Consider the following 20,826-nt stretch of genomic DNA (forward strand, 5'->3'; position numbering starts at 1 on the left):
TCGGCACCGGTCGCCTGGGGGAAATACTGGCGGCTTTGGGTTCTGAAAACCGCGAGGCAACCCGTCAGCTGTTTGCCCCCCTGAGCGCCGTGATTGCCAACGACATCGCCGCCATGGCCCGCGACGCTCATGGGCGCTGGAGCGTACTGGTCAACCGGTTGGCGGCGGCGCTGCTGGTCCTCAAGGGCGACACCACCTTGAGCAGCGCCTGGGTGGGTATCTTCGTCGCCGCACGCCTGGGCAGCGATGCGCGCTTGCAGGCTGTGACCCACGCGGGCAGGCAGATGTGGACCCTGCTGGGAGAAAAAGCCGAGGGCCTCAACCACTGGGTCAAGGCCACGGGACAAGCCATAGGTGCCGGGCGCATGGAACGCGTGACCAACTCCCCGCTGATCAGCAACAGCGGCGGCGTGGTGCCATTGGCGGCGTTGCTGCTCAACACGCTCAATGCGAACAACTACCTGAGCCAGGCCGCAGCGCTGGAAGGGATGGATGATCAGCGGGTCAACGACACGGTATCGGCTTCGCTGTATGCCTCGGCGGCGTTAGTGGCGGTGGTTGATAGTCAGGTTAGGAAGGGGTTGGGTAGGGATCGGTTCATGATTCGTTTGTCAGCAGCCCCAACACTTACACTGTTTGGGGGGGTGATTGGTGGGTTGTCGGCCATCGCAGCGCTACAGGAATTCAAATCCCTGCAAATACAGCTGGAAAGTTCGCAAACTCATATCGATCCATGGCTGGAGATGCGCCGAACGGTGGTAGGAGGGCAAGTCATCGCTTATGGGGCACAGGCATTACTCGGCGTCGGCCAGACCATGCGGGCCTTGGCAGGCTTGATCGAAGTAGAAGTCGCCATCATGCGTTACACACTGTACATGGGACCGTTAAACTGGATTATTGCTGCGCTGGGCGTGTTGTACCTGATCTCCTGGTTCTTTCAGCAAACGCCGGTACAAAGCTTCTTAAACTCCTGCTGTTGGTCCAAAGGACGGGCCAGAAACTTAGACCCGATTTCCGCCAAAGCTCAGCAAAACGAGCTCCATGCGCTATACGGCATCCTGTATACACCCCGCGTCAGCATGCAAAGCAGCTCAGAGACAGGCGGTTCCAATGGACCATCTGGGCTGTCCTTCGTCAGCTCCATCAATGCCCTGACCATCGACTTGCCGGGAGCAGAACCGGGTACCGCCTACCTTGAACTGAACATGATGGGCGACCCCGTGGACTCCCAAGCCTACCGTTACCTGATCAAAAACAGCCCTCACAATAACTACAAACCCCCTCGTCCCTGGCGTGACATGGCACCTCATTGGCTGTCCAGCAGCGTGTGCCAGTGGATACCGTTCCAGGAAGGCCAAGGCTTGCGCCTGAGTGGCCCGTTTAAAACTCTGTCGAACGTATTAAGCACGTCGCCAGCCACGGTTTCGCTTCGTTTGCGCTATCGCACACCCTTGATTGCCACGCTGGGCGCTCACAACTTTGTCGGTGGCGAACGGGGCGTTGCTTTTACCCTCACCAACAACGACGGGGTGATAAGCCTGCGTAACGACCCAACTCCCGAGCTGGATCGAGTGCCAACCTACGCCCTCGGTAAAGGCCATCCCGGCGCCATTTACCTGCAACCCAAGGACAAGCCATGAGCACCCCACCGGCTGGAACCACTAGAAAACGGATTTTTTCGCGTGATGACTACTTGGCACCATTGCCTATTCCGACAGGCAGAAAACCTTCAGATGTGCTCAACACCATTTGGCGCAAGAACGATGTGTTTATTGATATCGGGAATTACAGCATCGGGTCTGCTGTAATGACTATGTGGCCGATGGTCATATTATTTCTTGGACTCTCGTATGCTTTGAATGATCTCGACATCCTGATTTTAGGTGTATTGATTATGATCATCCCCATATTTTTCTTTATCCAAGGCCTCTTCCGCGAAGTCCCCCTTCCCGTACGCTTCAATCGTCAACGCCGAGAAGTCTGCGTACCGATGGAAGACGGCGACTATTGGATTGTGCCGTGGGAAAGTGTCACCGCCGCCGCCACTCAACACTCATCGACAAGCCAGGCGGGTAAAAACACGATGGGTTTATTGATCGTGGGTTTCGAAAACCCGGACCCCTTGGCCAAGGAAGGCAATAAACACTTTTACTTCGCCTTCAATTGCGGCGGCGGCACCACGGCGATGGCGCTGTGGGAGTGCATGCGCAGTTATATGGAAATTGGGCCTGATGCTGTTGAAGATCAAACAGCACGCTTCGATAGATCCAAAGGCATATGGGCGACCTATTTGGACGATCTCATAAAGGGTGCGAAGTTGAGAGGCTGGCCAGTCACAATCTTGTGGGAAGGCTTTTTCGGGATCTTCATCTTCAACACACTACTGATTGACGTGCTTGAACGCTGGAAACTGAACCCGCCCCCAGACCTCCCTTACCCCGACATCATCGAATGGTCAAAACCCCTCCCACCTGAACAATGGGCCAAACGCTCCCCCGAGCTTGAACACGCCATCGCCAAGCGCGAAGCCGAACTCGCCGCGCTGGCGGTGCAAGAAACAGCATGAACCAGCTAAACCACACCATCGGGGCGCTAACCGCTTGCACAGCAATCGTCGCCCTGCTGCCTTGAATGCACCTTAAAACTCGATCCGCACATCGCCCTTGGGCACGCTGCAGCACGACAGAATATAGCCTTCGGCAACGTCTTCGTCGGTGATGCCGCCGTTGTGGTCCATCTCGACTTCGCCGCCCAGCTTAAGCACCTTGCAGGTGCCGCAAATCCCCATGCCGCATGCCTTGGGAATCAGCAGCCCCAGCTTGGCCGCCGCAGCATGCACGGTTTCAGCCGGGCCCACGCGGATGCTCTTGCCCGACGCGGTAAATTCCACCTGATTCAAATCCGCCAGGTCCAGCTCCGGCGCCTCGGCCGCCTGCTCGGCTTGCTCCACCGCATCGGCCCGGGCTTCGGGCGGCGTCGCACCAAAGGACTCCTCGTGATACCGGCTCATGTCAAAGCCGTTGTTCTCCAGCAGGCGCTTGACCGCATTCATGTAAGGCGTAGGCCCGCAGCAGAACACCTCGCGCTCCATGAAATCGGGCGCCATCAGCTCAAGCATTTTATGGTTCAGATAGCCGCGATACCCGGCCCACGGCTCACCCAACCCGTGCTTTTCACAGATCAGGTGCAGGCTGAAGTTGTCGATGCGCGAAGCCATGTGCTCCAGCTCACGGTGATAAATGATGTCTTTGGGCGAACGGGCGCTGTGGATAAACACCATGTCGACATTGGCGTTGGTGTCGTAAAACCACCGCGCCATCGACATGACCGGGGTAATCCCGACGCCGCCGCTCAGGTACAGCACCTTGGGGCTCGGTGCATCAATGGCGTTGAACAGCCCGACCGGCCCGTGTACGGCCAGTTCCTGGCCTTCCTGCAGGTTGTCGTGCAGCCAGTTGGACACCCGCCCGCCCGGGACACGCTTGATCGTCACCGAAAAGCTGTAGGGCACCGAAGGCGAGCTGGAGATGGTGTACGAGCGCATCACCGGGTCGCCATCGATTTCCAGCTCCAGGGTGACGAACTGCCCCGGCTTGAAAAAGAACAGAATCGGCTGGTCGGCCATAAAACAGAAGGTGCGCACGTCCCAGGTTTCCTGAATGACTTTGACGCATCGCACGATGTGTCGGCCGTTAGCCCAGGTCTGGGTGGTTACAGGGTTCAGAAAGCTGTTGGACATGCGTTTCTCCACGGCCGACAACCGGCCTCTTGCTGGCGATTCTGCGCATGCCCCGAGGCGGCCATTTATCTATTCGCGACATTCACATGCTTATGGCGACCAGCCCCTGAAAACAGGGGCTCGCGCGTCGGGAACAGATTTGGCCATGTCGCCCGCAGATAAGGCATCGCAACACTTCGAACGCACACTCAGCGCCACTCACTACCGTAAATGCTTTGCCTTGCGTCGCACCCCTGATCAGCCACTTTTAGGCCACATACGATGGCCATGAGGATTACAACGATGGACGTCACCGCAAACCTGAGCCTGGGCGATCCACTGGAACCCGCACGCAAGGCCACCGCCGAGATGTTGCAGAACCGCGAACGCACGTTTTCGCTGCCGCAGCCGTTTTACAACGACGAGCGCCTGTTCGACATCGACATGCAGGAGATCTTCCAGAAAGAGTGGCTGATTGCAGGCATGACCTGCGAGATCCCGGCCAAGGGCAACTTTCTGACCCTGCAAATAGGCAAGAACCCGATCATCGTGATTCGCGGCGCCGAAGGCCAGGTGCATGCCTTTCATAACGTGTGCCGCCATCGCGGCTCACGGTTGTGCACCAGCGAAAAGGGCAAGGTTGCCAAGCTGGTGTGCCATTACCACCAGTGGACCTACGAACTGGACGGGCGCCTGCTGTTTGCCGGCACCGAGATGGGCGCAGATTTCGACATGAAGCAATACGGCCTCAAGCCGGTAAACGTCAAAACCGCGGGCGGCTACATCTTTATCAGCCTGGCCGAGAACCCGCCTGCCATCGACGAGTTCCTGGCCACGCTGAACCACTACATGGAACCCTACGACATGGAAAACACCAAGGTGGCGATTCAGACCACCCTGGTGGAAAAAGCCAACTGGAAGCTGGTGCTGGAAAACAACCGCGAGTGCTATCACTGCAACGCGTCCCACCCCGAACTGCTCAAGACCCTGCTGGAGTGGGACGACGTCACCGATCCACGGGCCGATCAGGCATTCAAGGATCACGTAGCCGCGTCGGCCGCTGCCTGGGACGCAGAAAAGATCCCTTATGCACACGCCAGTTTCGGCCTGCGTAACCGTATTGTGCGCATGCCGCTGCTCAAGGGCACCGTGTCCATGACCCTGGATGGCAAGCAAGGCTGTGCAAAACTCATGGGGCGGATCAAAAACCCGGACCTGGGCTCGATGCGCATCCTGCACCTGCCGCACTCGTGGAACCACTGCATGGGCGATCACATCATTGTGTTTACCGTGTGGCCGATCAGCGCGCAAGAAACCATAGTCACCACCAAATGGCTGGTCCACAAGGATGCGGTTGAGGGCGTGGATTACGACGTGGAACGCATGCGCAAAGTCTGGGACGCCACCAACGACCAGGACCGCCGGCTGGCCGAAGAGAACCAGCGCGGCATCAACTCAATCGCCTACCAGCCTGGGCCTTACTCCAAGACCTACGAGTTTGGCGTGGTGAACTTTATCGACTGGTACAGCGAGCGGCTGCTGAACAACCTGGGGGCGGCGCCAGCGCCGTACCTCAAGGGCATAGTTGCCCAATAGACACCCGCTTGTGGAAGCAGAGGTGGCTAGCTGGACAACGGCCAGAGCATCAAATACGCCTCACCCGTCACGCGAATCAGCGGGTGGGGCGTGACCTGACAGGTTTTGACGATCTCGAAACCATGGCGCTCATAAAACCGGCGGGCACCCGTGTTCGCCGCATAGTCGATCAGGCTCAAGCCCGTCAGGCCCAGTTCGGCGCAGCGCTCCCTGGCGTGCTGCAGGAATCGGGCTCCCAGCCCAAGGCTTCGCCAACCCTCGTGCAGGGCCAGGCTAGAGATGTACAGCGTGTCCGGGATTTCCATGTCCGCGTAAGGCGCCAACACCGGATCGGTCTCAGCCACGGCATCAGGGTCGTGATGCATCACAAAGCTGTGCATCATGCCAATCACCTGGCCCTCGGCCTCGGCAATCAGGCAGTTTTCATAGGAAAAAACAACGCCTTCGCGTGCGTAACGCATTTCACCCACGTCCAGCAGCGCCTGCCCCGGTTGTGCGATCAGGCTCCAGATATAGTCGGCACATCCTTCGGACGAAATTTGAAACAGGCGAGCAATCTCCCGCGCATCGGCGCGCTCGGCCGGACGAAATAAAACACTCATTTTCTGTACTCCACAGGACGTTGGGCGCCCTTTTTAGCCCGGCCTCATCCAGGGCTACAAGGCCACGGCGGGCCACCTGTATAACCAGATATTGCCACTCAATGATCAATTTTTGACCAACAGTCTGCAGGCCATGCATTCAAAGGCCTACAGCCCTTCACCAACATCTTGTCCACAGGCACACCCACAGCAATTGTGGGGAAGTGGACAAGTTATGCCCGAATGATCAATTGATCGTTTTTTGTACAGGGCACTGTAAGCCACGAAACACGTGGCCTGTAGCCAGCCGCGAACACCTTATCCACATATCCACCAACAGAGATTGTGCGCAACTTATGCACCGCCTCGTTTCACTGTGGAAAACCCCTTAAGGCACCGATTATTCAAGGGTTTAACAGCCAGGCGGTGGATAAAGCAATGAATTGGGTGTTTTTTGATCAGAAGCCTGTAAGCCACGGTTTGTATGGGTCTTAGACGACAGCAAACAACTTATCCACATAAGCGCTAACAGACTTTGTGGGCAAGTATCAGCGCACCACGCCTTCTTCAACCAGCAGCTTCAAAATAGCCTGGGCACCCTCTTCGGCACTCACACCCTTGAGTACTTGCCCGGAGCCACCAACGGCCTTGGCTGTGGCTGCTTTCATGCGATCTGCGCCACTTTTGGCCTTGATCACTTTCAAGCGCTTGGGCCGCGGCTTGGCAGGTTGCAGCACACCCGTTGTGGATAACTCATCCACCGTGACTTCAACCACTTCAGCGTTGACCAGCCCCCGGGTGGCGGGGCCATAAGCGCTTTGTCGGGCCTTGGGGGCGGCGTTATCCACAGTGATCACAAATGGCAGCCGTACTTGCAACCGACGACGCTGCCCCCGAGGCAGGGCTTGCAGCACCTGCGCCACACCGCTGTGGATAGATTCGATCTGTGCCACACCCACCACCAGCGGCCAGCCCAATTGCTCGGCCAACAGGTACGGCAACATGCCAGAACCTTCGCCGGTTTCAGCCTGGCTGCCGGTCAGCACCAGCTGTACGCCCGCTTCACGGATGTAATCGCGCAATACCGGGACCACATCGGCGCCATCCGGTTGCTCCAGCACATGCAACTCGTCCAGTCCCATGCCCAGATAGGCGCGCAAGGCGGACTCGTGGGGATTGCCAGCGTGCAGCACATGCAAGTTATCCCCAGCCAGCTCCAGGCCCAGTTCGACAGCGCGGGCGTCCTGCTCGGCGCGGCGGGCGCGGCCTGAAGCCGGGTGGGCGCCGATTGAAACCAGTGCAACGGTGGCGATGCTCATTAATAAATCTCCAGACAATGTGGGAGCGGGCTGCCTGCGCAGGATCGCCTCGGTGTATCAGGCAGACCGGGTCGCCTGATTCGCGAGCAAGCCCGCCCCCCCAGAAGATGCGTTGCGCCAGTTATCCACAGCCACAATCAATGCCTCGAGCACAGCCGTTCCATCGCCAATCACCGACAGGTCAGCGCGCTTGATCATGTCGCAACCGGGGTCCAGGTTGATCGCCACCACTTTGTCGCAGGCGCCAATCCCTTGCAGATGCTGAATTGCACCGCTGATACCGACCGCCACGTAGACCCGTGCCGTGACCCAAACCCCACTGGCACCGACCTGACGCTCCCTGGCCATAAAGCCATCATCCACCGCCACACGGGAAGCCCCTTCAGTGGCCCCTAGGGCAACGGCAGCCTTGTGGAAAAGTCCCCAGTCTTTAATCCCGTTACCGCCACTGAGGATAAATTCGGCTTCAGCCATGGGTATCGCAGCCGGATCGACCGCCACCGCGCCCAAATCTTCAATCCGTGGCAGGCAGCTCGCAATCGCTGTGGATAACTGCACCTCCAAGGCTTCGTGACGGGTTTCGCTGACCGGTTCGGCGCACTCGGCGGCGGCCAGGATCAAACGCGGCAATGGCTGCGCTACGTCTTGCAGGCCCGCGCCAGCGCGTCCCACACAAGCCCCGTCCTTGACCTGCCACACCCGCGTGGCCGGGCGTTCGCCCAGGCTTGCGGCAAAGCGCCGACCCAACTCCGCCCCGCCGCTGCGGCTGTCAGGCAACAACCAATGCCTGGGTGCAAACTGGTTATCCACAGCCCGCAACCCCAGTACCTGTTGCTCCGGTGCATAACCTTCACTGTCGAGCAGCAGCAGCCGATCCACGCCCGCCGTGGCAAAAGCGGTTTCTTTTGATTCGCCAAACACCACCGCCAACACCGCGCCGTCGCTACCCGCCAACTGCCGGGCCAGGCCCAACAGGTCGCGGTCATGACTGCTCAGGCGCCCGCCGACCATGTCCGGTACCACGCCAATATAAAACGCCGGTGCTGACACTTGATGCAGCACCAGTTGCACCTGGGCACTGGCCGCACGCTTGCTTGTACCTCCCTGCTGCGCGCCGCTGCGGTCGATGCGCTTGATGCCGTTGGGGCCGATGAAACCCACCCCGTGCACGTTTTTGCGAAGTACGCCGTTAGGCCCCATCCAGCTTTGCTGGTGGGGTTGCATGGCGGCGTGCAACGGGTGCAGGCGGTTGCGGGCGATCCACTCGGCGCGCGGATCGCGGCGAATAATGTCACTCATGCGATCACCTCCGGGGCTGCGCGCCTGGCCGGTTGGGCAGGCACGGCGCCTTCAATCAGGGCATCGGCTACCAGTTCGGCAATGTCTTTGATCAGCGGACGGGGCTCAACCACGCCTTCGAGCATGACGGTGCATTGCGGACAACCCACTGCCACGCGCTCGGCGAGGGTCTCGCGGATGTCATCCATGCGCATGTCGGGAATACGCTGCTTGCCGGGGATGTCGGTGATCGGAGCACCGCCACCGCCTCCGCAGCAACGGGAGCGAAACCCCGAGCGCTGCATTTCTTTGACTTCAATGCCCAGCGCTCGCAACACCGCGCGTGGCGCCTCGTATTCGCCGTTGTAGCGGCCCAGGTAACACGGGTCGTGATAGGTCACGCTGCCCCCTGTATCCGCAGCCAGGTTGAGCAACCCTGCGTCGATCAACTCGGCCATGTATGTGCTGTGATGCTGCACAAGATAGTCACCGCCAAGGGCGCCATATTCGTTTTTAAGCACATGAAAGCTGTGGGGGTCGCAGGTGACGATGCGCGTGAAGCGGTACTGCGCAAGGGTCTGGATATTGCGCTTGGCCAAGGCCTGGAACGTGGCCTCATCCCCCAGACGCCGAGCCACATCTCCGCTGTCCCGTTCTTCCAGCCCCAGCACGGCAAAGTTGACCTGCGCGGCCTTGAGCACTTTGACGAAGGCGCGCAGGGTTCGCTGGTTGCGCATGTCGAACGCACCGTCGCCGACCCAGAACAGCACGTCCGCCGAGGGTTTGTCGCGCATCAGGTCGAGGTTCAAATCCGCCGCCCAGTTCATCCGCCCGCCCGGTGCAAAACCGCCGGGGTTGTCGGTGGCAATCAGGTTATCCAGCACCTGGGCACCGTTGTTAGGCGTCGCCCCTTTTTCCAGGGTCAGGAATCGGCGCATGTCGACGATGGCATCCACGTGCTCGATCATCATCGGGCACTCTTCGACACAGGCCCGGCAAGTGGTGCAAGACCAGAGCGTGTCCGCGTCGACCAGACCGTTGACGATGGGCTGATGGGGATTGCCGCCGTGCTCACCTATCGGTTTGCCAGGGTACGGGCTGCCGGCGAAGTTTGCATCGGTGCCACCTGCCAGCCCCACCACCATGTCTTGAATCAGCTTCTTGGGGTTGAGCGGCTGCCCGGCGGCAAACGCCGGGCACGCAGCTTCGCACTTGCCGCACTGCACACAGGCGTCGAAACCGAGCAACTGGTTCCAGGTGAAGTCCTCGGGTTTTTCCACCCCCAACGGCGCGGCGCGGTCATTCAGGTCCAGGGGTTTCAAACCGGTGGATCGACCGCCGCCAAAGCGTTCGGCACGCCGGTGCCAGGCCAGGTGCAAAGCGCCGGCAAAGGCGTGTTTCATCGGGCCGCCCCAGGTCATGCCGAAGAACAGCTCCGTCACGCCCCACAGCACACCAACGCTCAACACCGCCGCCAGCAGCCAGCCGCCAAAGTTTTCAGGCAGCAAGCCGGCCACCGGCAGGGTGAGCATGAAAAAGCTTGCGGCAAACGCCAGCAGGCTTTTGGGCAAGCGCATCCAGGGGCCTTTGGACAGGCGCGACGGTGGGTTGAGACGGCGCTTGAACACAAAAAGGGCGCCGATAAACATCAGCGCCGTGGCGAACAGCAAGGCATAGCCCAGGATGCGGTTATGCAGCCCCAGGCCGTGCACCAGAATCGCCAGCACCGCCGCCAGCACAAAGCCGCCCGCGGTGGCGACGTGGGTGTTGGCCATGTATTTGTCGCGGGCAACGACGTGGTGAAGGTCGACCATATAGCGCTTGGGCATGGCCAGCAGGCCACCCAGCAAATCGACCTTGGCCGGACGGCCACGGCGCCACATGTTCATTCGACGGATGGCGCCGATCACGGCGAGGACCAGTGCCGCGAACAACAGAATGGGGAGAACGATTGTCAGCATGGTGAAGCTCCCAAAGACCACACAGGTCTAGTGTGGGATCGGGCTTGCTCGCGATTCAGGCAACACGGTGCATCTCACACACCGCGTGATTGTTTTCGCGAGCAAGCCCGCTCCCACCTTGGTTCGGTATCGGATCAGAAATCCTTGCACAACCGCAGCGCGTCATAGATCGCTGCATGCACGTTGCGCTGGGCCACGCAGTCACCGATGCGGAACAGCAAGTAGCCGTCCCCCGCTTCGCTCAGGCATGGCTGCGGCTTGATCGCGAACAAGGCTTCGACGTCGATCTGGCCCTTGTTGCGCGAGTCCGGCTTGAGCCCGTAATACAGCTCTTCGTCCGGACGCACGCCGTTTTCAATCACCACTTGATCCACCACGCGCTCTTCCTTGGCCCCGGTGTATTCGTTCTCGAGCACGGCAATCAGTTTGTCGCCCTCGCGGTAGACCTTCTCGAGCATCATGTCCCCGGTCATGATCACTTCCTTGGGGTACAGGCTGCGGTAGTAGGTCGGGAATGACGTGCCACCAACCGCCACGCCAGGCTTGGTGTCATCGGTGACGATTTCGACCTGGGCCCCTTTGTCCGCCATGTAGTCGGCCACAGACATACCGGTGAACTCGCAAATGGTGTCGTACACCAGCACGTTCTTGCCCGGCTCGACCTTGCCGTCGAGCACGTCCCAACTGCTCACCACCAGCCCTTCGGCAGCGCCCCAGTGTTCGTTCTGTTCCACAAACGGATGCCCGCCTACAGCCAGCACCACGATGTCCGGGCGCAGGTCCATGATCGTCGCCGCGTCCGCGGCCGTCCCCAGGCGCAGGTCAACCTTCAGGCGCGCCAGTTCCAGTTGGAACCAGCGCGTGATGCCTGCCATCTGGTCACGCTGCGGGGCTCTGGACGCCGTGGTGATTTGCCCGCCGATAGCCTCCTTTTTCTCGAACAGGGTCACGTCATGCCCGCGTTCAGCCGCCACCCGCGCTGCTTCCATACCGGCAGGGCCTGCGCCGACGATCACCACCTTGCGTTTAACCCCGGTGGTTTTTTCGATGATGTGCGGCACACCCATGTATTCACGGGACGTGGCCGCATTTTGAATGCACAGCACGTCCAGGCCTTGATACTGACGGTCAATGCAGTAGTTGGCGCCCACACACTGTTTGATCTGGTCCACCTGGCCCATTTTGATCTTGGCAATCAGGTGCGGGTCGGCGATATGGGCGCGGGTCATGCCCACCATATCCACGTATCCCCCCTCCAGAATCCGCGTCGCCTGATTCGGGTCCTTGATGTTCTGTGCATGCAACACCGGGGCCTTGACCACTTCCTTGATACCCGCAGCCAAATGCAGAAACGGCTCCGGTGGATAACTCATGTTCGGGATGACGTTGGCCAGGGTGTTGTGGGTGTCGCAACCCGAACCGACCACACCGATGAAGTCGAGCATGCCGGTGTCGTCGTAGTACTTGGCGATTTGCTTCATGTCCTCATGGCTCAAGCCATCGGGGTGGAATTCGTCGCCGCACAGGCGGATGCCCACGCAGAAATCAGGGCCGACTTCAGCACGCACCGCCTTGAGCACTTCGAGGCCAAAGCGCATGCGATTTTCGAAGCTGCCGCCCCACTCATCGGTGCGTTTGTTGACTCGCGGGCTCCAGAACTGATCGATCATGTGCTGGTGCACGGCCGACAGTTCAACACCGTCCAGCCCGCCCTTTTTGGCCCGGCCGGCGGCGCTGGCGTAGTTGCCGATCACGCGCCAGATTTCTTCAGGCTCGATGGTCTTGCAGGTAGCGCGGTGAACCGGTTCACGCACGCCGGAAGGCGACATCAGGGTCGGCCAATTGAAACCGTCCCAACGGGACCGACGGCCCATGTGGGTTATCTGGATCATGATCTTGGCGCCATGCTTGTGCATGGCGTCGGCCAGGTTCTGGAAGTGCGGGATAATGCGGTCGGTGCTCAGGTTGACTGAACTCCACCACTCTTGCGGGCTGTCGATGGCCACCACCGATGAACCGCCGCAAATCGCCAGGCCGATACCTCCCTTGGCTTTTTCCTCGTAGTACTGCACGTAACGCTCGGTGGTCATGCCGCCATCGGTGGCATAGACCTCGGCGTGTGCGGTGCTGAGCACACGGTTGCGGATGGTCAGTTTGCCGATTTGAATCGGCTCAAACATTGCTTCGAACGCCATATCCCGATCCTCGACTTACAACGGCTTGACGATAAACAGGCCGTGGTCGTGGCCTTCTTCCGATCCGCTGTAGACCTGTTCGGCTACGGTGCGGATATCACTGCCGCGCGCTTGTAGAATCTGGTCCATAGCGCCTGCAAACCAGCCGGTGAACATGTAGTCGACCTTGCGCCCGACCTTGCCGTACACATAAACAAAGCAGGAGTGTTCGAGCTTGATCGTGGCGGTGCCTTTATCGAGGTCGATGTCCTGAATGGTGAACAGGCCCCAGCCGCGTTGCGACAGGCGTTTCATGTAGTGCTCGAATACGGCGACACCTTCGAGGCCGTGGCATTCGGCTTCTTTTTCGCACCAGTGCCAGGCGGATTTGTAGCCGGCTTTGTAGAGGATTTCGGCGTAGGCGTCAGCCCCCAGGACTTCCTCGATCCCCATGTGGTTGTTGACGAAAAAGTGCCGTGGCACGTAGAGCATCGGCAGCGCGTCTGAGGTCCAGACGCCGGTTTCGCTGTCGACTTCGATAGGCAGTTGCGGGGCGATTTTAGCCATGGATACAGCTCCAAAATTCGGTTTTGACCCGGGCTCTGTAGTCGCTGCCGAAGGCTGCGATCAGGTATGTGGGGTCTTTGGGGAAACGGGTTGCTGCGCAACCCTTCGCAGCCTTCGGCAGCGACTACGCAAAACGTGATCGTTGACGGCTCATTCGCCCCAGACATCTTTCAGGACGTTGACCCAGTTTTCGCCCATGATCTTGCGCACCACACGCTCGCTGTGACCGCGCTTGAGCAAGGTTTCGGTAAGGTTGGGGAACTCGCCCACGGTGCGGATGCCCAGCGGGTTGATGATCTTGCCGAAGCTGGTCAGACGGCGGGCATAGCCCTTGTCGTGGGTCAGCATTTCGAAGAAGTCCTGACCGTGGCCCTGGGTAAAGTCGGTGCCAATGCCAATCGAGTCTTCGCCAACGATATTCATCGTGTACTCGATCGCTTCGGCATAGTCGTCGATGGTCGAATCGATACCCTTGGCCAGAAACGGCGCGAACATGGTCACGCCGACAAAACCACCATGGTCGGCAATGAATTTGAGTTCAGCATCGGACTTGTTGCGCGGGTGTTCTTTGAGACCGGACGGCAGGCAATGGGAGTAGCAGACCGGTTTTTTCGATTCCAGAATCACCTCTTCCGAGGTTTTCGAGCCAACGTGGGACAGGTCGCACATGATCCCGACGCGGTTCATTTCAGCCACCACTTCGCGGCCAAAACCCGAAAGCCCGCCATCGCGCTCGTAGCAGCCGGTGCCCACCAGGTTCTGGGTGTTGTAGCACATCTGCACCACGCCAACCCCGAGCTGCTTGAAGATCTCGATGTAGCCCAACTGGTCTTCAAACGCATGGGCATTCTGGAAGCCGAAAATGATCCCGGTTTTGCCCTGCTCCTTGGCGCGGCGAATGTCGGCGGTGGTTTTGACCGGGATGACCAGATCGCTGTTGTCGCGAATCAGGGTCTGGCTGGCAACGATGTTATTGATCGTGGCCTGAAAGCCTTCCCATACCGAGACGGTGCAGTTGGCAGCAGTGAGGCCGCCTTTGCGCATGTCTTCGAACAGTTCACGGTTCCATTTGGCAATGATCAGCCCGTCGATAACGATGCTGTCTGCGTGCAACTCGGCTGGGCTCATCAGGCGTCCCCATATTGGCGTTTGCTGCGCCGAATCGTCTGCCGGCGCTTTGGGGCCAGCATAGGCCCGGGGTTAAAAGCAGCCGGGTGCAAAAGCGACAGCGCAATTGCCGAAAGCGTCAATCCACGACAAAGCGCGCAACCGCGATGACATGGCCTATGCTGCGCGACTGTTCTTTGGCCGACGCTTAAGCCAGAATCCGCCCCATCTATGGATTAGGAAGCCGCAATGAAATCGATTCTCCTGGCCTTGGCGTTGATCACCAGCGGAGCCCATGCGGCCGATGATGCCGACTACAACCCGTGCGACGCGGTAGAAAACGACCGGCAAACCCTGGCGTGTTCGGTGTTCAGCAAAAATGCTGCCGAGCAGTTGCTGACCGAAAACTATGAAGCCCTGCAGGAGCGCATGACGACCCTGTACGGCAATAACGCGACCCAGCTCAATAACATCCTCAGCAAGATCAAGGCGGCCCAGGCGCTGTGGTTGCACCAGCGCGACGCCGATTGCGCGATTGCGGTGTTCCCGGCCACTGCTGGCACCGAGGCATTCAACATCGCCCAAAACGACTGCATGGCCCGCATCAGCGACGACCGTTCTGAGTTTCTGGAGTCGATCGGACAGGATTGACCCCTTCCGGGTGTAGGAGCGGGCTTGCTCGCGATAGCATCACCACGGTCCAACCTGAAGACCGGGTCGCTTGCATCGCGAGCAAGCCCGCTCCCACAAGAACAGTTTCAACTAATCGATCAGGTTTTTATGACTATTTGCGGTATCGAAATCAAAGGCAGCGAAGCTATTTTCGCCCTCGCCAACCAGGACCTTGAGCATGTGGCCAACGCCACCAAGAAACTCGCCCTGGACGACGATGAAGACGCCGCCAGCGTCAAAGCTTTCGCAGCGCAGATGGCCGCTTTTGTGAAGGCCAACGCCATCACCCGGATCGTGATCAAAAAGCGCAGTAAAAAGGGTGAGTTCGCCGGTGGCCCGATCACGTTCAAGATCGAAGGCCTTATCCAGTTGCTGGACGATTGCGAGGTGCAGCTGCTATCCCCGCAAACCCTCAACGCCCAATACAAAAAGCACGCCTTCGACCTGCCCGCCTCGCTGAACAAGTATCAGCATGAAGCGTTCAAGGCCGCGTGTGCGGCGTTGCTGAAGGGTTGATACGACTGTAATTTCTGACAGTTCACAACAAATCAACAAGAGCGCAGCGTAGCTATCAAACACATCACTGGTTGATAACTATGCCCAGCTACCTTCACTCCCTGACCCCCAACCTTGTGGTTATCAACGCCCGTGGTATGAAGATCCGGGAGGTGGCTTATCACCGCGAAACGCCTGGACAGCACGCAGATGCACGCTCGACCTGTCATGTATTCGACGCAACCGGACGCGCAGTCGCCCATCGTGATGCCCGCTTGCCAGCCACTCCAAGTGCGCCGAACCTGACCACAGCGTTTTCACTCTCCTCCCAGGTGCTGCTGCGCAAGAGCGTCGATGCCGGCTGGTGCTTGAGGCTGCATGGGGCCGCTGCAGAGATCCGCTGTGAATGGGATGGTCGACTCAATCAACGCCAGACCGAGTACGACGATGCGCTGCGCCCTGTTGCCATTATCGAACAGGCGAGCAGTGCGTCGCCTTGTGTCACCGAGCGTTTCACCTACGCAGCGTGCAGCCTGGTGTCCGCAGCGCATAACCAATGCACAAGGCTTATTCGTCACAATGACCCCGCAGGCTGCCGGACTTACGAGGACTACGGCCTGTTGGGCCAGGACCTGAAGCTGACACAAGGGTTTCTCCGCGATCTGCAAACACCCCACTGGCCGCCATCGCTGAGCGGGCGCGATGCACTGCTTGAGCAGGATGAACACGGCACAGTGCTGACCTGGACAACGCGCTGGCAATACGACGCGACGGCCAAGACCCTGAGCCACTGCGATGCGCTGGGCAACACTCGGTTCAATGAGTACGACATCGCCGGGCAACTGGCGATGGTCAGCCTCAAACCAGCGGATCAACCCCGTACCACGCCGCTGTTCCAGAACATGTTTTATAACGCACTCGGTCAATTACACAGCCAGACCCTGGGCAACGGCATCATTGCCACGGCGATCTACTCGCCTGTGGATGGCCGGTTGCAGCAACTGCGTACCGTAAAAGCAAACAAGGTGCTGCAGGACCTGAGCCACACCTACGACCCGTCAGGCAACGTCATGAGCATCGAAAATGCGGCGCAGCCGACAGACTGGTTCGATGGTGAACAAGTGGATGCGGTCAATCATTATGTCTACGACACATTGGGCCAGCTTATCGAGGCCCGAGGCCGCGAAAGTGTGTTGGCTGGCTTCCAGCCTGGCCTGCCAGGGCTGGTACTGCCCGGTGGTGGTGACGCCAGCAGGTTGCGCAATTACACCCAAGTGTTCCGCTATGACGAGGCGGGCAATCTGCTGAGTTTGAAGCACGGTCAACTGCCAAAACGCCTGATGAACGTAGACACTTTTAGCAACCGCAGCCTGTATCAGGCCGACGCGGACCACCCGCCGGAAATCAACAACAGCTTCGATGCCAATGGCAATCTGCTTCGCCTAGAAGGCGCACAGACAATGCACTGGGATGCGCGCAACCAGTTGCAACGCATCACTCAGGTAGTGCGTGAAGACAGCGCGAATGACGACGAAGTGTATGTGTACGGCGCGGGCGGGCAACGCCAGCGCAAGATCCGCGTTCATCACGCCAAAGCTGTCGAGAATGTGGCCCAAGTTCGCTATCTGCCGGGGCTGGAGATCCGCACCAACACGGCCACAGGCGAAGTGTTGCACGTCACCACACTGCGTGTGGGCCGCATGAACGTCAGGCACCTGCACTGGGTAGCGCATGGCAAGGCCATACCGGCCCCGCAGTGGCGATTCGGTGTGGGCAATCACTTGGGCAGCAGCACGCTGGAACTGAATGAAGGGGGGGATGTGATCAGTCACGAGGACTATTACCCCTACGGCGGCACGGCCTGGTGGGCAGCGCGCAATCAGGTTGATGCCGCCACCAAGGTGATCCGTTACTCGGGCAAGGAGTGCGATGCGAGCGGTTTGTATTATTACGGATCAAGGTACTACGCACCCTGGCTGCAACGCTGGATCAACCCTGACCCGCTTGGGGAAGTGGACGGGCTCAACCTGTTTGTCATGGTGCATAACAACCCCGTTGCTCATGTCGATGCTCAAGGAACAATCAGCGAACCCAGCCAGATAGCTCAGGCCGTCGGGGCCGGGATGATGCGTGACGGTGTTTCCTCGGCAATGGGGGCTACTGCTCGGTATTTTACGGCTGAAGCACTGAGCAGCCAGCCTGTGACGGCAGCCAGTATCACAGCCATGACCGTCGCAGGTGCTTTGTCGGGGGGTGTCGCGGGGCTTTATGTGGGCGGTGGCCTGGGGGCTAATATTGTGGCCAACAGCCGATTTCGCGACTCCCAGGCAGCCGTGTGGACCGGGGCCGGTGTTGGCGGCCTGCTGGGCGCCGCTGCGGGGGCCGCACCCTCGATTCTGGGGTATTTCAGCGCCATGAGCAGTTTGAATACAGCGGCGCCCAGCCATAATCAGGCGGCCATTAGTCAAATTGGCGCCACCGCAAACGCGATGACCCGCGAAATCTTCCAGCAAGCGTCTGCAGAGCTCGGCCCAAGAATTGCCTGGAATGATCGCCCCAGAGTGTCGGGGCTTGCTGGCTCAAGTGCCATCTATGGCGCATCGCTGGCCGGGATAGGGGCCGGCCAGCACTTGGTACCCAAAGCCGTGAGCAGTATTGCTGGCGGCACGGCAGGGGAAATGATGGGTTCTGCTGGCGGGACGCTTACGCGCGGTTTACACCCTGATGCAAAATTCAACCCCGGCAAGTGGGAACTCACCAACCCGGTCAGTGCCGCCAAGCGTCAAGGCACCGTGCACGGTGCCTTGACTCGAATGGCGGTGGCAGCCACCACGGCCGGGCTGGGGGCAGCGATCGCCCAAACGGGGATGGAACCCGGCACCCAGACCAGCGCCATCCTGGAAAGATCACTGGGAACGCTTGCTGAAGCGCGGGTACTGACCGGTTCCTACGTACTCGAGGGCGCTGAGGCGCTGGGTTTTGAAGGGGCGGATATCAATAACGACGTCACCTCGATGAATCCAAAAAGAACGTGGGTCGCCTCAAGCAATGATGCCAGCGTGCGAGGGACTTCATTCCATCTTAACCAGTATGTTTAGCAGGCTGGCATGACAAAAAAGCCCCGAACCTGCCGTGACAGGTTCGGGGCCAATGGTGTGAGATGCCGATACGGTGACCAAACCATCGACAGTGCTGCTGAATTCAGTTTGCCCAGCGCCGCGTGCGGGCACTTAGTCAAAAACGACCTGCAATCAGGCGATTGCGCCAGTGGCCCGACCACGCTTAATGCAGCGTGTGCCGCGATGATCAACGGCTAAGCATCACCCCCCCGTCACCCGGTCCTGCCTCGGCGCGCAGCCAAACCGCGCCCGGTAGCTGCGGGTGAAATACGACGGTGATTCAAAACCGCACGCAATGCTGATGTCGAGCACGCTCATGTCGGTCTGGCGCAGCAGTTGCCGGGCTTTTTCCAGGCGCAGGCCCAGGTAGAAGTTGCGCGGGGTGTCGTGCAGGTGCAAACGGAACAGGCGCTCCAGTTGGCGCCGGGTCACGTTGATCCCAAGCGCCAGTTGCGAGGTGCTCAGGGGCGGCTCGCTGTGTTGCTCCATCTCGCCAATGACCTGCACCAGTTTTTTATTGTGGATGCCATAGCGGCTGGCGACCTGCATGCGCTGGTGATCCTTGCGCGGGCGGATGCGGCCAAGCACGAACTGTTCGGAAACCTGAATCGCCAACTCCGGACCGTGGGCCTGGGCGATCAGGTCCAGCATCAGGTCAATGGAGGCGGTGCCGCCCGCACAAGTGATGCGCTGGCGGTCGATTTCAAACAGTTCCTGAGTCACATGCAATGCGGGGTATGACTCCTTGAACGCTTCCAGCGCCTCCCAGTGCAGGGTCAACCGATAGCCGTCGAGCAGGCCAGCCTGCGCCAGTACCACGCTGCCCGTGTCGATGGCGCCCAGGGTTACGCCGTCGTTGTCCAGGCGTCGCAACCACTGATTAAGCGCCGGTGTCACGTGGGTCAGCGGGTCAAAACCGGCCACCACCAACAGTGTCGCACCGGCTTCAAGTACCCCCAGCCCGCCCTCGGCATTGACCGACATACCGTTGCTCGCGAGCACGGCGCCACCCTCGCAACTGAGCACGTGCCAGCGGTACAGCTCGCCGCGAAAACGGTTGGCTACCCGCAACGGCTCGATGGCCGAAATAAAGCCCATTGATGAAAAGCCGGGCAGCAGAAGGAAGTAAAAATCCTGGGCCATGGGAGCGCTCGCAAGTCGGTTCAACGGATTGAAACACAGTCAGGTCGCTGCAGTGCAAAACCACGTCGCCCCAGTGCGGTTGCGCGGCACGCTGGCTGCGTACCTTGGCATCACGGCGCACAAAGACGCCGATCCCCCAATAACAACCTGCCGAGGCCCCACCCATGAAACGACTGATCAGCTGTTGCCTGTTGGTACTGAGCCCCTGCGTCCTGGCTGCTGAAGATGCATCGTGCAAGAACGTACGCATGGGCGTGGTCAATTGGACCGACGTAATCGCCACCAGCGCCATGGCGCAAACCCTGCTCGACGGTCTCGGCTATAAAACCAGGCAAACCAGCGCCTCCCAGCAAATCATCTTCGCTGGCCTGCGCGACAAGCGGCTGGACATGTTTCTGGGTTACTGGAACCCGATCATGAACCAGAGCATTACCCCGTTCGTGGACGCCAAACAGGTCACGGTCCTGGCCGAGCCGAGCCTTAAAGACGCCAGGGCCATGCTCGCCGTTCCGACCTACATGGCTGACAAGGGGCTCAAGAGCTTTGCCGACATCGCCAGGTTCGAGAAGGAACTGGGGGGCAAGATTTACGGGATCGAGCCGGGTTCCGGCGCCAATACCCAGATCAAGGCCATGATCGAGAAAAACCAGTTTGGCCTGGGCAAGTTCCAGCTGGTGGAGTCCAGTGAAGCCGGGATGCTCTCGGCGGTGTCACGCGCAGTGAATCGCAACGAGCCGATTGTGTTCTTTGGCTGGACACCGCACCCGATGAACATCAATCAGAAAATGACGTATCTGACCGGCAGCGAAGGTGCACTGGGCCCGGATGAAGGCCTGGCCACGGTATGGACCGTTACCACCCCGGACTACGCCAGCCGCTGCCCCAATGTCAGCCGTTTGCTCAGCAACCTGACCTTCAGCGCCGAGGACGAGAGCCGCATGATGCAGCCGCTGCTCGATCACAAAGATGCACAAGTCTCGGCCCGCCAGTGGCTCAAGGACCATCCGCAAGACCTTCAGCGCTGGCTTGAAGGCGTCACCACCGTGGATGGCAAACCCGCTGCCGAACACTTGAAGCTCAGCGCTAAATAATCAAA

At 59.5% G+C, this 20,826-nt stretch carries 15 protein-coding genes and 1 pseudogene; 7 read left to right on the forward strand and 9 right to left on the reverse strand.

What is annotated here, in order from left to right:
* Both AACY07_RS20615 and AACY07_RS20620 read left to right on the forward strand, forming a co-directional pair.
* Window positions 1–1,640 (forward strand): annotated as a pseudogene (locus AACY07_RS20615) (toxin VasX); the annotation flags it as partial.
* The gene (locus tag AACY07_RS20620; protein WP_339477189.1) at window positions 1,637–2,566 is read left to right on the forward strand and encodes a hypothetical protein; all 930 of its coding nucleotides are present in this window, start codon (window positions 1,637–1,639) and stop codon (window positions 2,564–2,566) included. The pseudogene AACY07_RS20615 and the gene AACY07_RS20620, both read left to right, overlap by 4 nt.
* A gap of 72 nt (window positions 2,567–2,638) precedes the next feature.
* On the opposite strand, the gene gbcB is transcribed toward AACY07_RS20620, so the two are convergent.
* On the reverse strand, window positions 2,639–3,739 hold the full coding sequence (gene gbcB / locus AACY07_RS20625) for a glycine-betaine demethylase subunit GbcB (protein WP_133075241.1): 1,101 nt from the start codon (window positions 3,737–3,739) through the stop codon (window positions 2,639–2,641).
* 282 nt (window positions 3,740–4,021) lie between these two features.
* On the opposite strand from gbcB, the gene gbcA reads away from it, so the two are divergent.
* Window positions 4,022–5,314: a glycine-betaine demethylase subunit GbcA gene (gene gbcA / locus AACY07_RS20630; RefSeq protein ID WP_133075240.1), complete on the forward strand. Its 1,293-nt coding sequence runs from the start codon at window positions 4,022–4,024 to the stop codon at window positions 5,312–5,314.
* Between the two features lie 26 nt (window positions 5,315–5,340).
* Here gbcA and AACY07_RS20635 read toward each other — a convergent pair whose 3' ends face one another.
* The 7 genes from AACY07_RS20635 to AACY07_RS20665 all read right to left on the reverse strand — a co-directional run bounded on the left by AACY07_RS20635 (window position 5,341) and on the right by AACY07_RS20665 (window position 14,322).
* Window positions 5,341–5,916: a GNAT family N-acetyltransferase gene (locus AACY07_RS20635; protein WP_339477191.1), complete on the reverse strand. Its 576-nt coding sequence runs from the start codon at window positions 5,914–5,916 to the stop codon at window positions 5,341–5,343.
* Between the two features lie 527 nt (window positions 5,917–6,443).
* Window positions 6,444–7,214, reverse strand: coding sequence for an electron transfer flavoprotein subunit beta (etfB, locus tag AACY07_RS20640; protein ID WP_339477192.1), 771 nt, complete (start codon window positions 7,212–7,214; stop codon window positions 6,444–6,446).
* A gap of 57 nt (window positions 7,215–7,271) precedes the next feature.
* Complete coding sequence (etfA, locus tag AACY07_RS20645) at window positions 7,272–8,513, reverse strand: electron transfer flavoprotein subunit alpha (protein ID WP_339477193.1); 1,242 nt, start codon at window positions 8,511–8,513, stop codon at window positions 7,272–7,274.
* Window positions 8,510–10,453, reverse strand: a complete 1,944-nt coding sequence (gene dgcB, locus AACY07_RS20650; protein ID WP_339477194.1) for a dimethylglycine demethylation protein DgcB — start codon at window positions 10,451–10,453, stop codon at window positions 8,510–8,512. The genes etfA and dgcB overlap by 4 nt, the downstream gene beginning before the upstream one ends.
* 134 nt (window positions 10,454–10,587) lie before the next feature.
* Window positions 10,588–12,648 carry a dimethylglycine demethylation protein DgcA gene (gene dgcA / locus AACY07_RS20655; RefSeq protein WP_339477196.1) on the reverse strand — a complete coding sequence of 687 codons (2,061 nt, stop codon included), beginning with the start codon at window positions 12,646–12,648 and terminating at the stop codon, window positions 10,588–10,590.
* Window positions 12,649–12,663: 15 nt separating this feature from the next.
* Entirely contained in the window at window positions 12,664–13,194 is a 531-nt protein-coding gene (locus AACY07_RS20660) for a DUF5943 domain-containing protein (protein ID WP_339477198.1), read from the reverse strand.
* A 150-nt stretch (window positions 13,195–13,344) separates the two neighbouring features.
* On the reverse strand, window positions 13,345–14,322 hold the full coding sequence (locus AACY07_RS20665; protein WP_095036151.1) for a dipeptidase: 978 nt from the start codon (window positions 14,320–14,322) through the stop codon (window positions 13,345–13,347).
* 228 nt (window positions 14,323–14,550) lie between these two features.
* Here AACY07_RS20665 and AACY07_RS20670 point away from each other — a divergent pair, with 228 nt between their 5' ends.
* The 3 genes from AACY07_RS20670 to AACY07_RS20680 all read left to right on the forward strand — a co-directional run bounded on the left by AACY07_RS20670 (window position 14,551) and on the right by AACY07_RS20680 (window position 18,566).
* Window positions 14,551–14,952: a lysozyme inhibitor LprI family protein gene (locus tag AACY07_RS20670; protein WP_133075233.1), complete on the forward strand. Its 402-nt coding sequence runs from the start codon at window positions 14,551–14,553 to the stop codon at window positions 14,950–14,952.
* Between the two features lie 129 nt (window positions 14,953–15,081).
* The gene (locus AACY07_RS20675; protein ID WP_235572043.1) at window positions 15,082–15,489 is read left to right on the forward strand and encodes a DUF3010 family protein; all 408 of its coding nucleotides are present in this window, start codon (window positions 15,082–15,084) and stop codon (window positions 15,487–15,489) included.
* Between the two features lie 80 nt (window positions 15,490–15,569).
* Window positions 15,570–18,566 carry an RHS repeat domain-containing protein gene (locus AACY07_RS20680; protein ID WP_339477205.1) on the forward strand — a complete coding sequence of 999 codons (2,997 nt, stop codon included), beginning with the start codon at window positions 15,570–15,572 and terminating at the stop codon, window positions 18,564–18,566.
* Window positions 18,567–18,788: 222 nt separating this feature from the next.
* On the opposite strand, the gene AACY07_RS20685 is transcribed toward AACY07_RS20680, so the two are convergent.
* On the reverse strand, window positions 18,789–19,730 hold the full coding sequence (locus AACY07_RS20685) for a GlxA family transcriptional regulator (protein ID WP_339477208.1): 942 nt from the start codon (window positions 19,728–19,730) through the stop codon (window positions 18,789–18,791).
* Between the two features lie 164 nt (window positions 19,731–19,894).
* On the opposite strand from AACY07_RS20685, the gene choX reads away from it, so the two are divergent.
* Window positions 19,895–20,821: a choline ABC transporter substrate-binding protein gene (gene choX / locus AACY07_RS20690; RefSeq protein ID WP_339477211.1), complete on the forward strand. Its 927-nt coding sequence runs from the start codon at window positions 19,895–19,897 to the stop codon at window positions 20,819–20,821.
* Window positions 20,822–20,826 lie beyond the last annotated feature (5 nt).

Source organism: Pseudomonas sp. RL_5y_Pfl2_69 (genome assembly GCF_963970465.1).
GTDB lineage: Bacteria > Pseudomonadota > Gammaproteobacteria > Pseudomonadales > Pseudomonadaceae > Aquipseudomonas.

Coding starts and splice junctions, on each gene's coding strand:
- choX (WP_339477211.1), top strand. CDS start 19,895: ATGAAACGACTGATCAGCTGTTGCCTGTTGGTACTGAGCCCCTGCGTC.
- AACY07_RS20670 (WP_133075233.1), top strand. CDS start 14,551: ATGAAATCGATTCTCCTGGCCTTGGCGTTGATCACCAGCGGAGCCCAT.
- dgcA (WP_339477196.1), bottom strand. CDS start 12,648: ATGGCGTTCGAAGCAATGTTTGAGCCGATTCAAATCGGCAAACTGACC.
- dgcB (WP_339477194.1), bottom strand. CDS start 10,453: ATGCTGACAATCGTTCTCCCCATTCTGTTGTTCGCGGCACTGGTCCTC.
- gbcA (WP_133075240.1), top strand. CDS start 4,022: ATGGACGTCACCGCAAACCTGAGCCTGGGCGATCCACTGGAACCCGCA.
- gbcB (WP_133075241.1), bottom strand. CDS start 3,739: ATGTCCAACAGCTTTCTGAACCCTGTAACCACCCAGACCTGGGCTAAC.
- etfA (WP_339477193.1), bottom strand. CDS start 8,513: ATGAGTGACATTATTCGCCGCGATCCGCGCGCCGAGTGGATCGCCCGC.
- AACY07_RS20635 (WP_339477191.1), bottom strand. CDS start 5,916: ATGAGTGTTTTATTTCGTCCGGCCGAGCGCGCCGATGCGCGGGAGATT.
- AACY07_RS20665 (WP_095036151.1), bottom strand. CDS start 14,322: ATGAGCCCAGCCGAGTTGCACGCAGACAGCATCGTTATCGACGGGCTG.
- AACY07_RS20620 (WP_339477189.1), top strand. CDS start 1,637: ATGAGCACCCCACCGGCTGGAACCACTAGAAAACGGATTTTTTCGCGT.
- AACY07_RS20660 (WP_339477198.1), bottom strand. CDS start 13,194: ATGGCTAAAATCGCCCCGCAACTGCCTATCGAAGTCGACAGCGAAACC.
- AACY07_RS20685 (WP_339477208.1), bottom strand. CDS start 19,730: ATGGCCCAGGATTTTTACTTCCTTCTGCTGCCCGGCTTTTCATCAATG.
- etfB (WP_339477192.1), bottom strand. CDS start 7,214: ATGAGCATCGCCACCGTTGCACTGGTTTCAATCGGCGCCCACCCGGCT.
- AACY07_RS20675 (WP_235572043.1), top strand. CDS start 15,082: ATGACTATTTGCGGTATCGAAATCAAAGGCAGCGAAGCTATTTTCGCC.
- AACY07_RS20680 (WP_339477205.1), top strand. CDS start 15,570: ATGCCCAGCTACCTTCACTCCCTGACCCCCAACCTTGTGGTTATCAAC.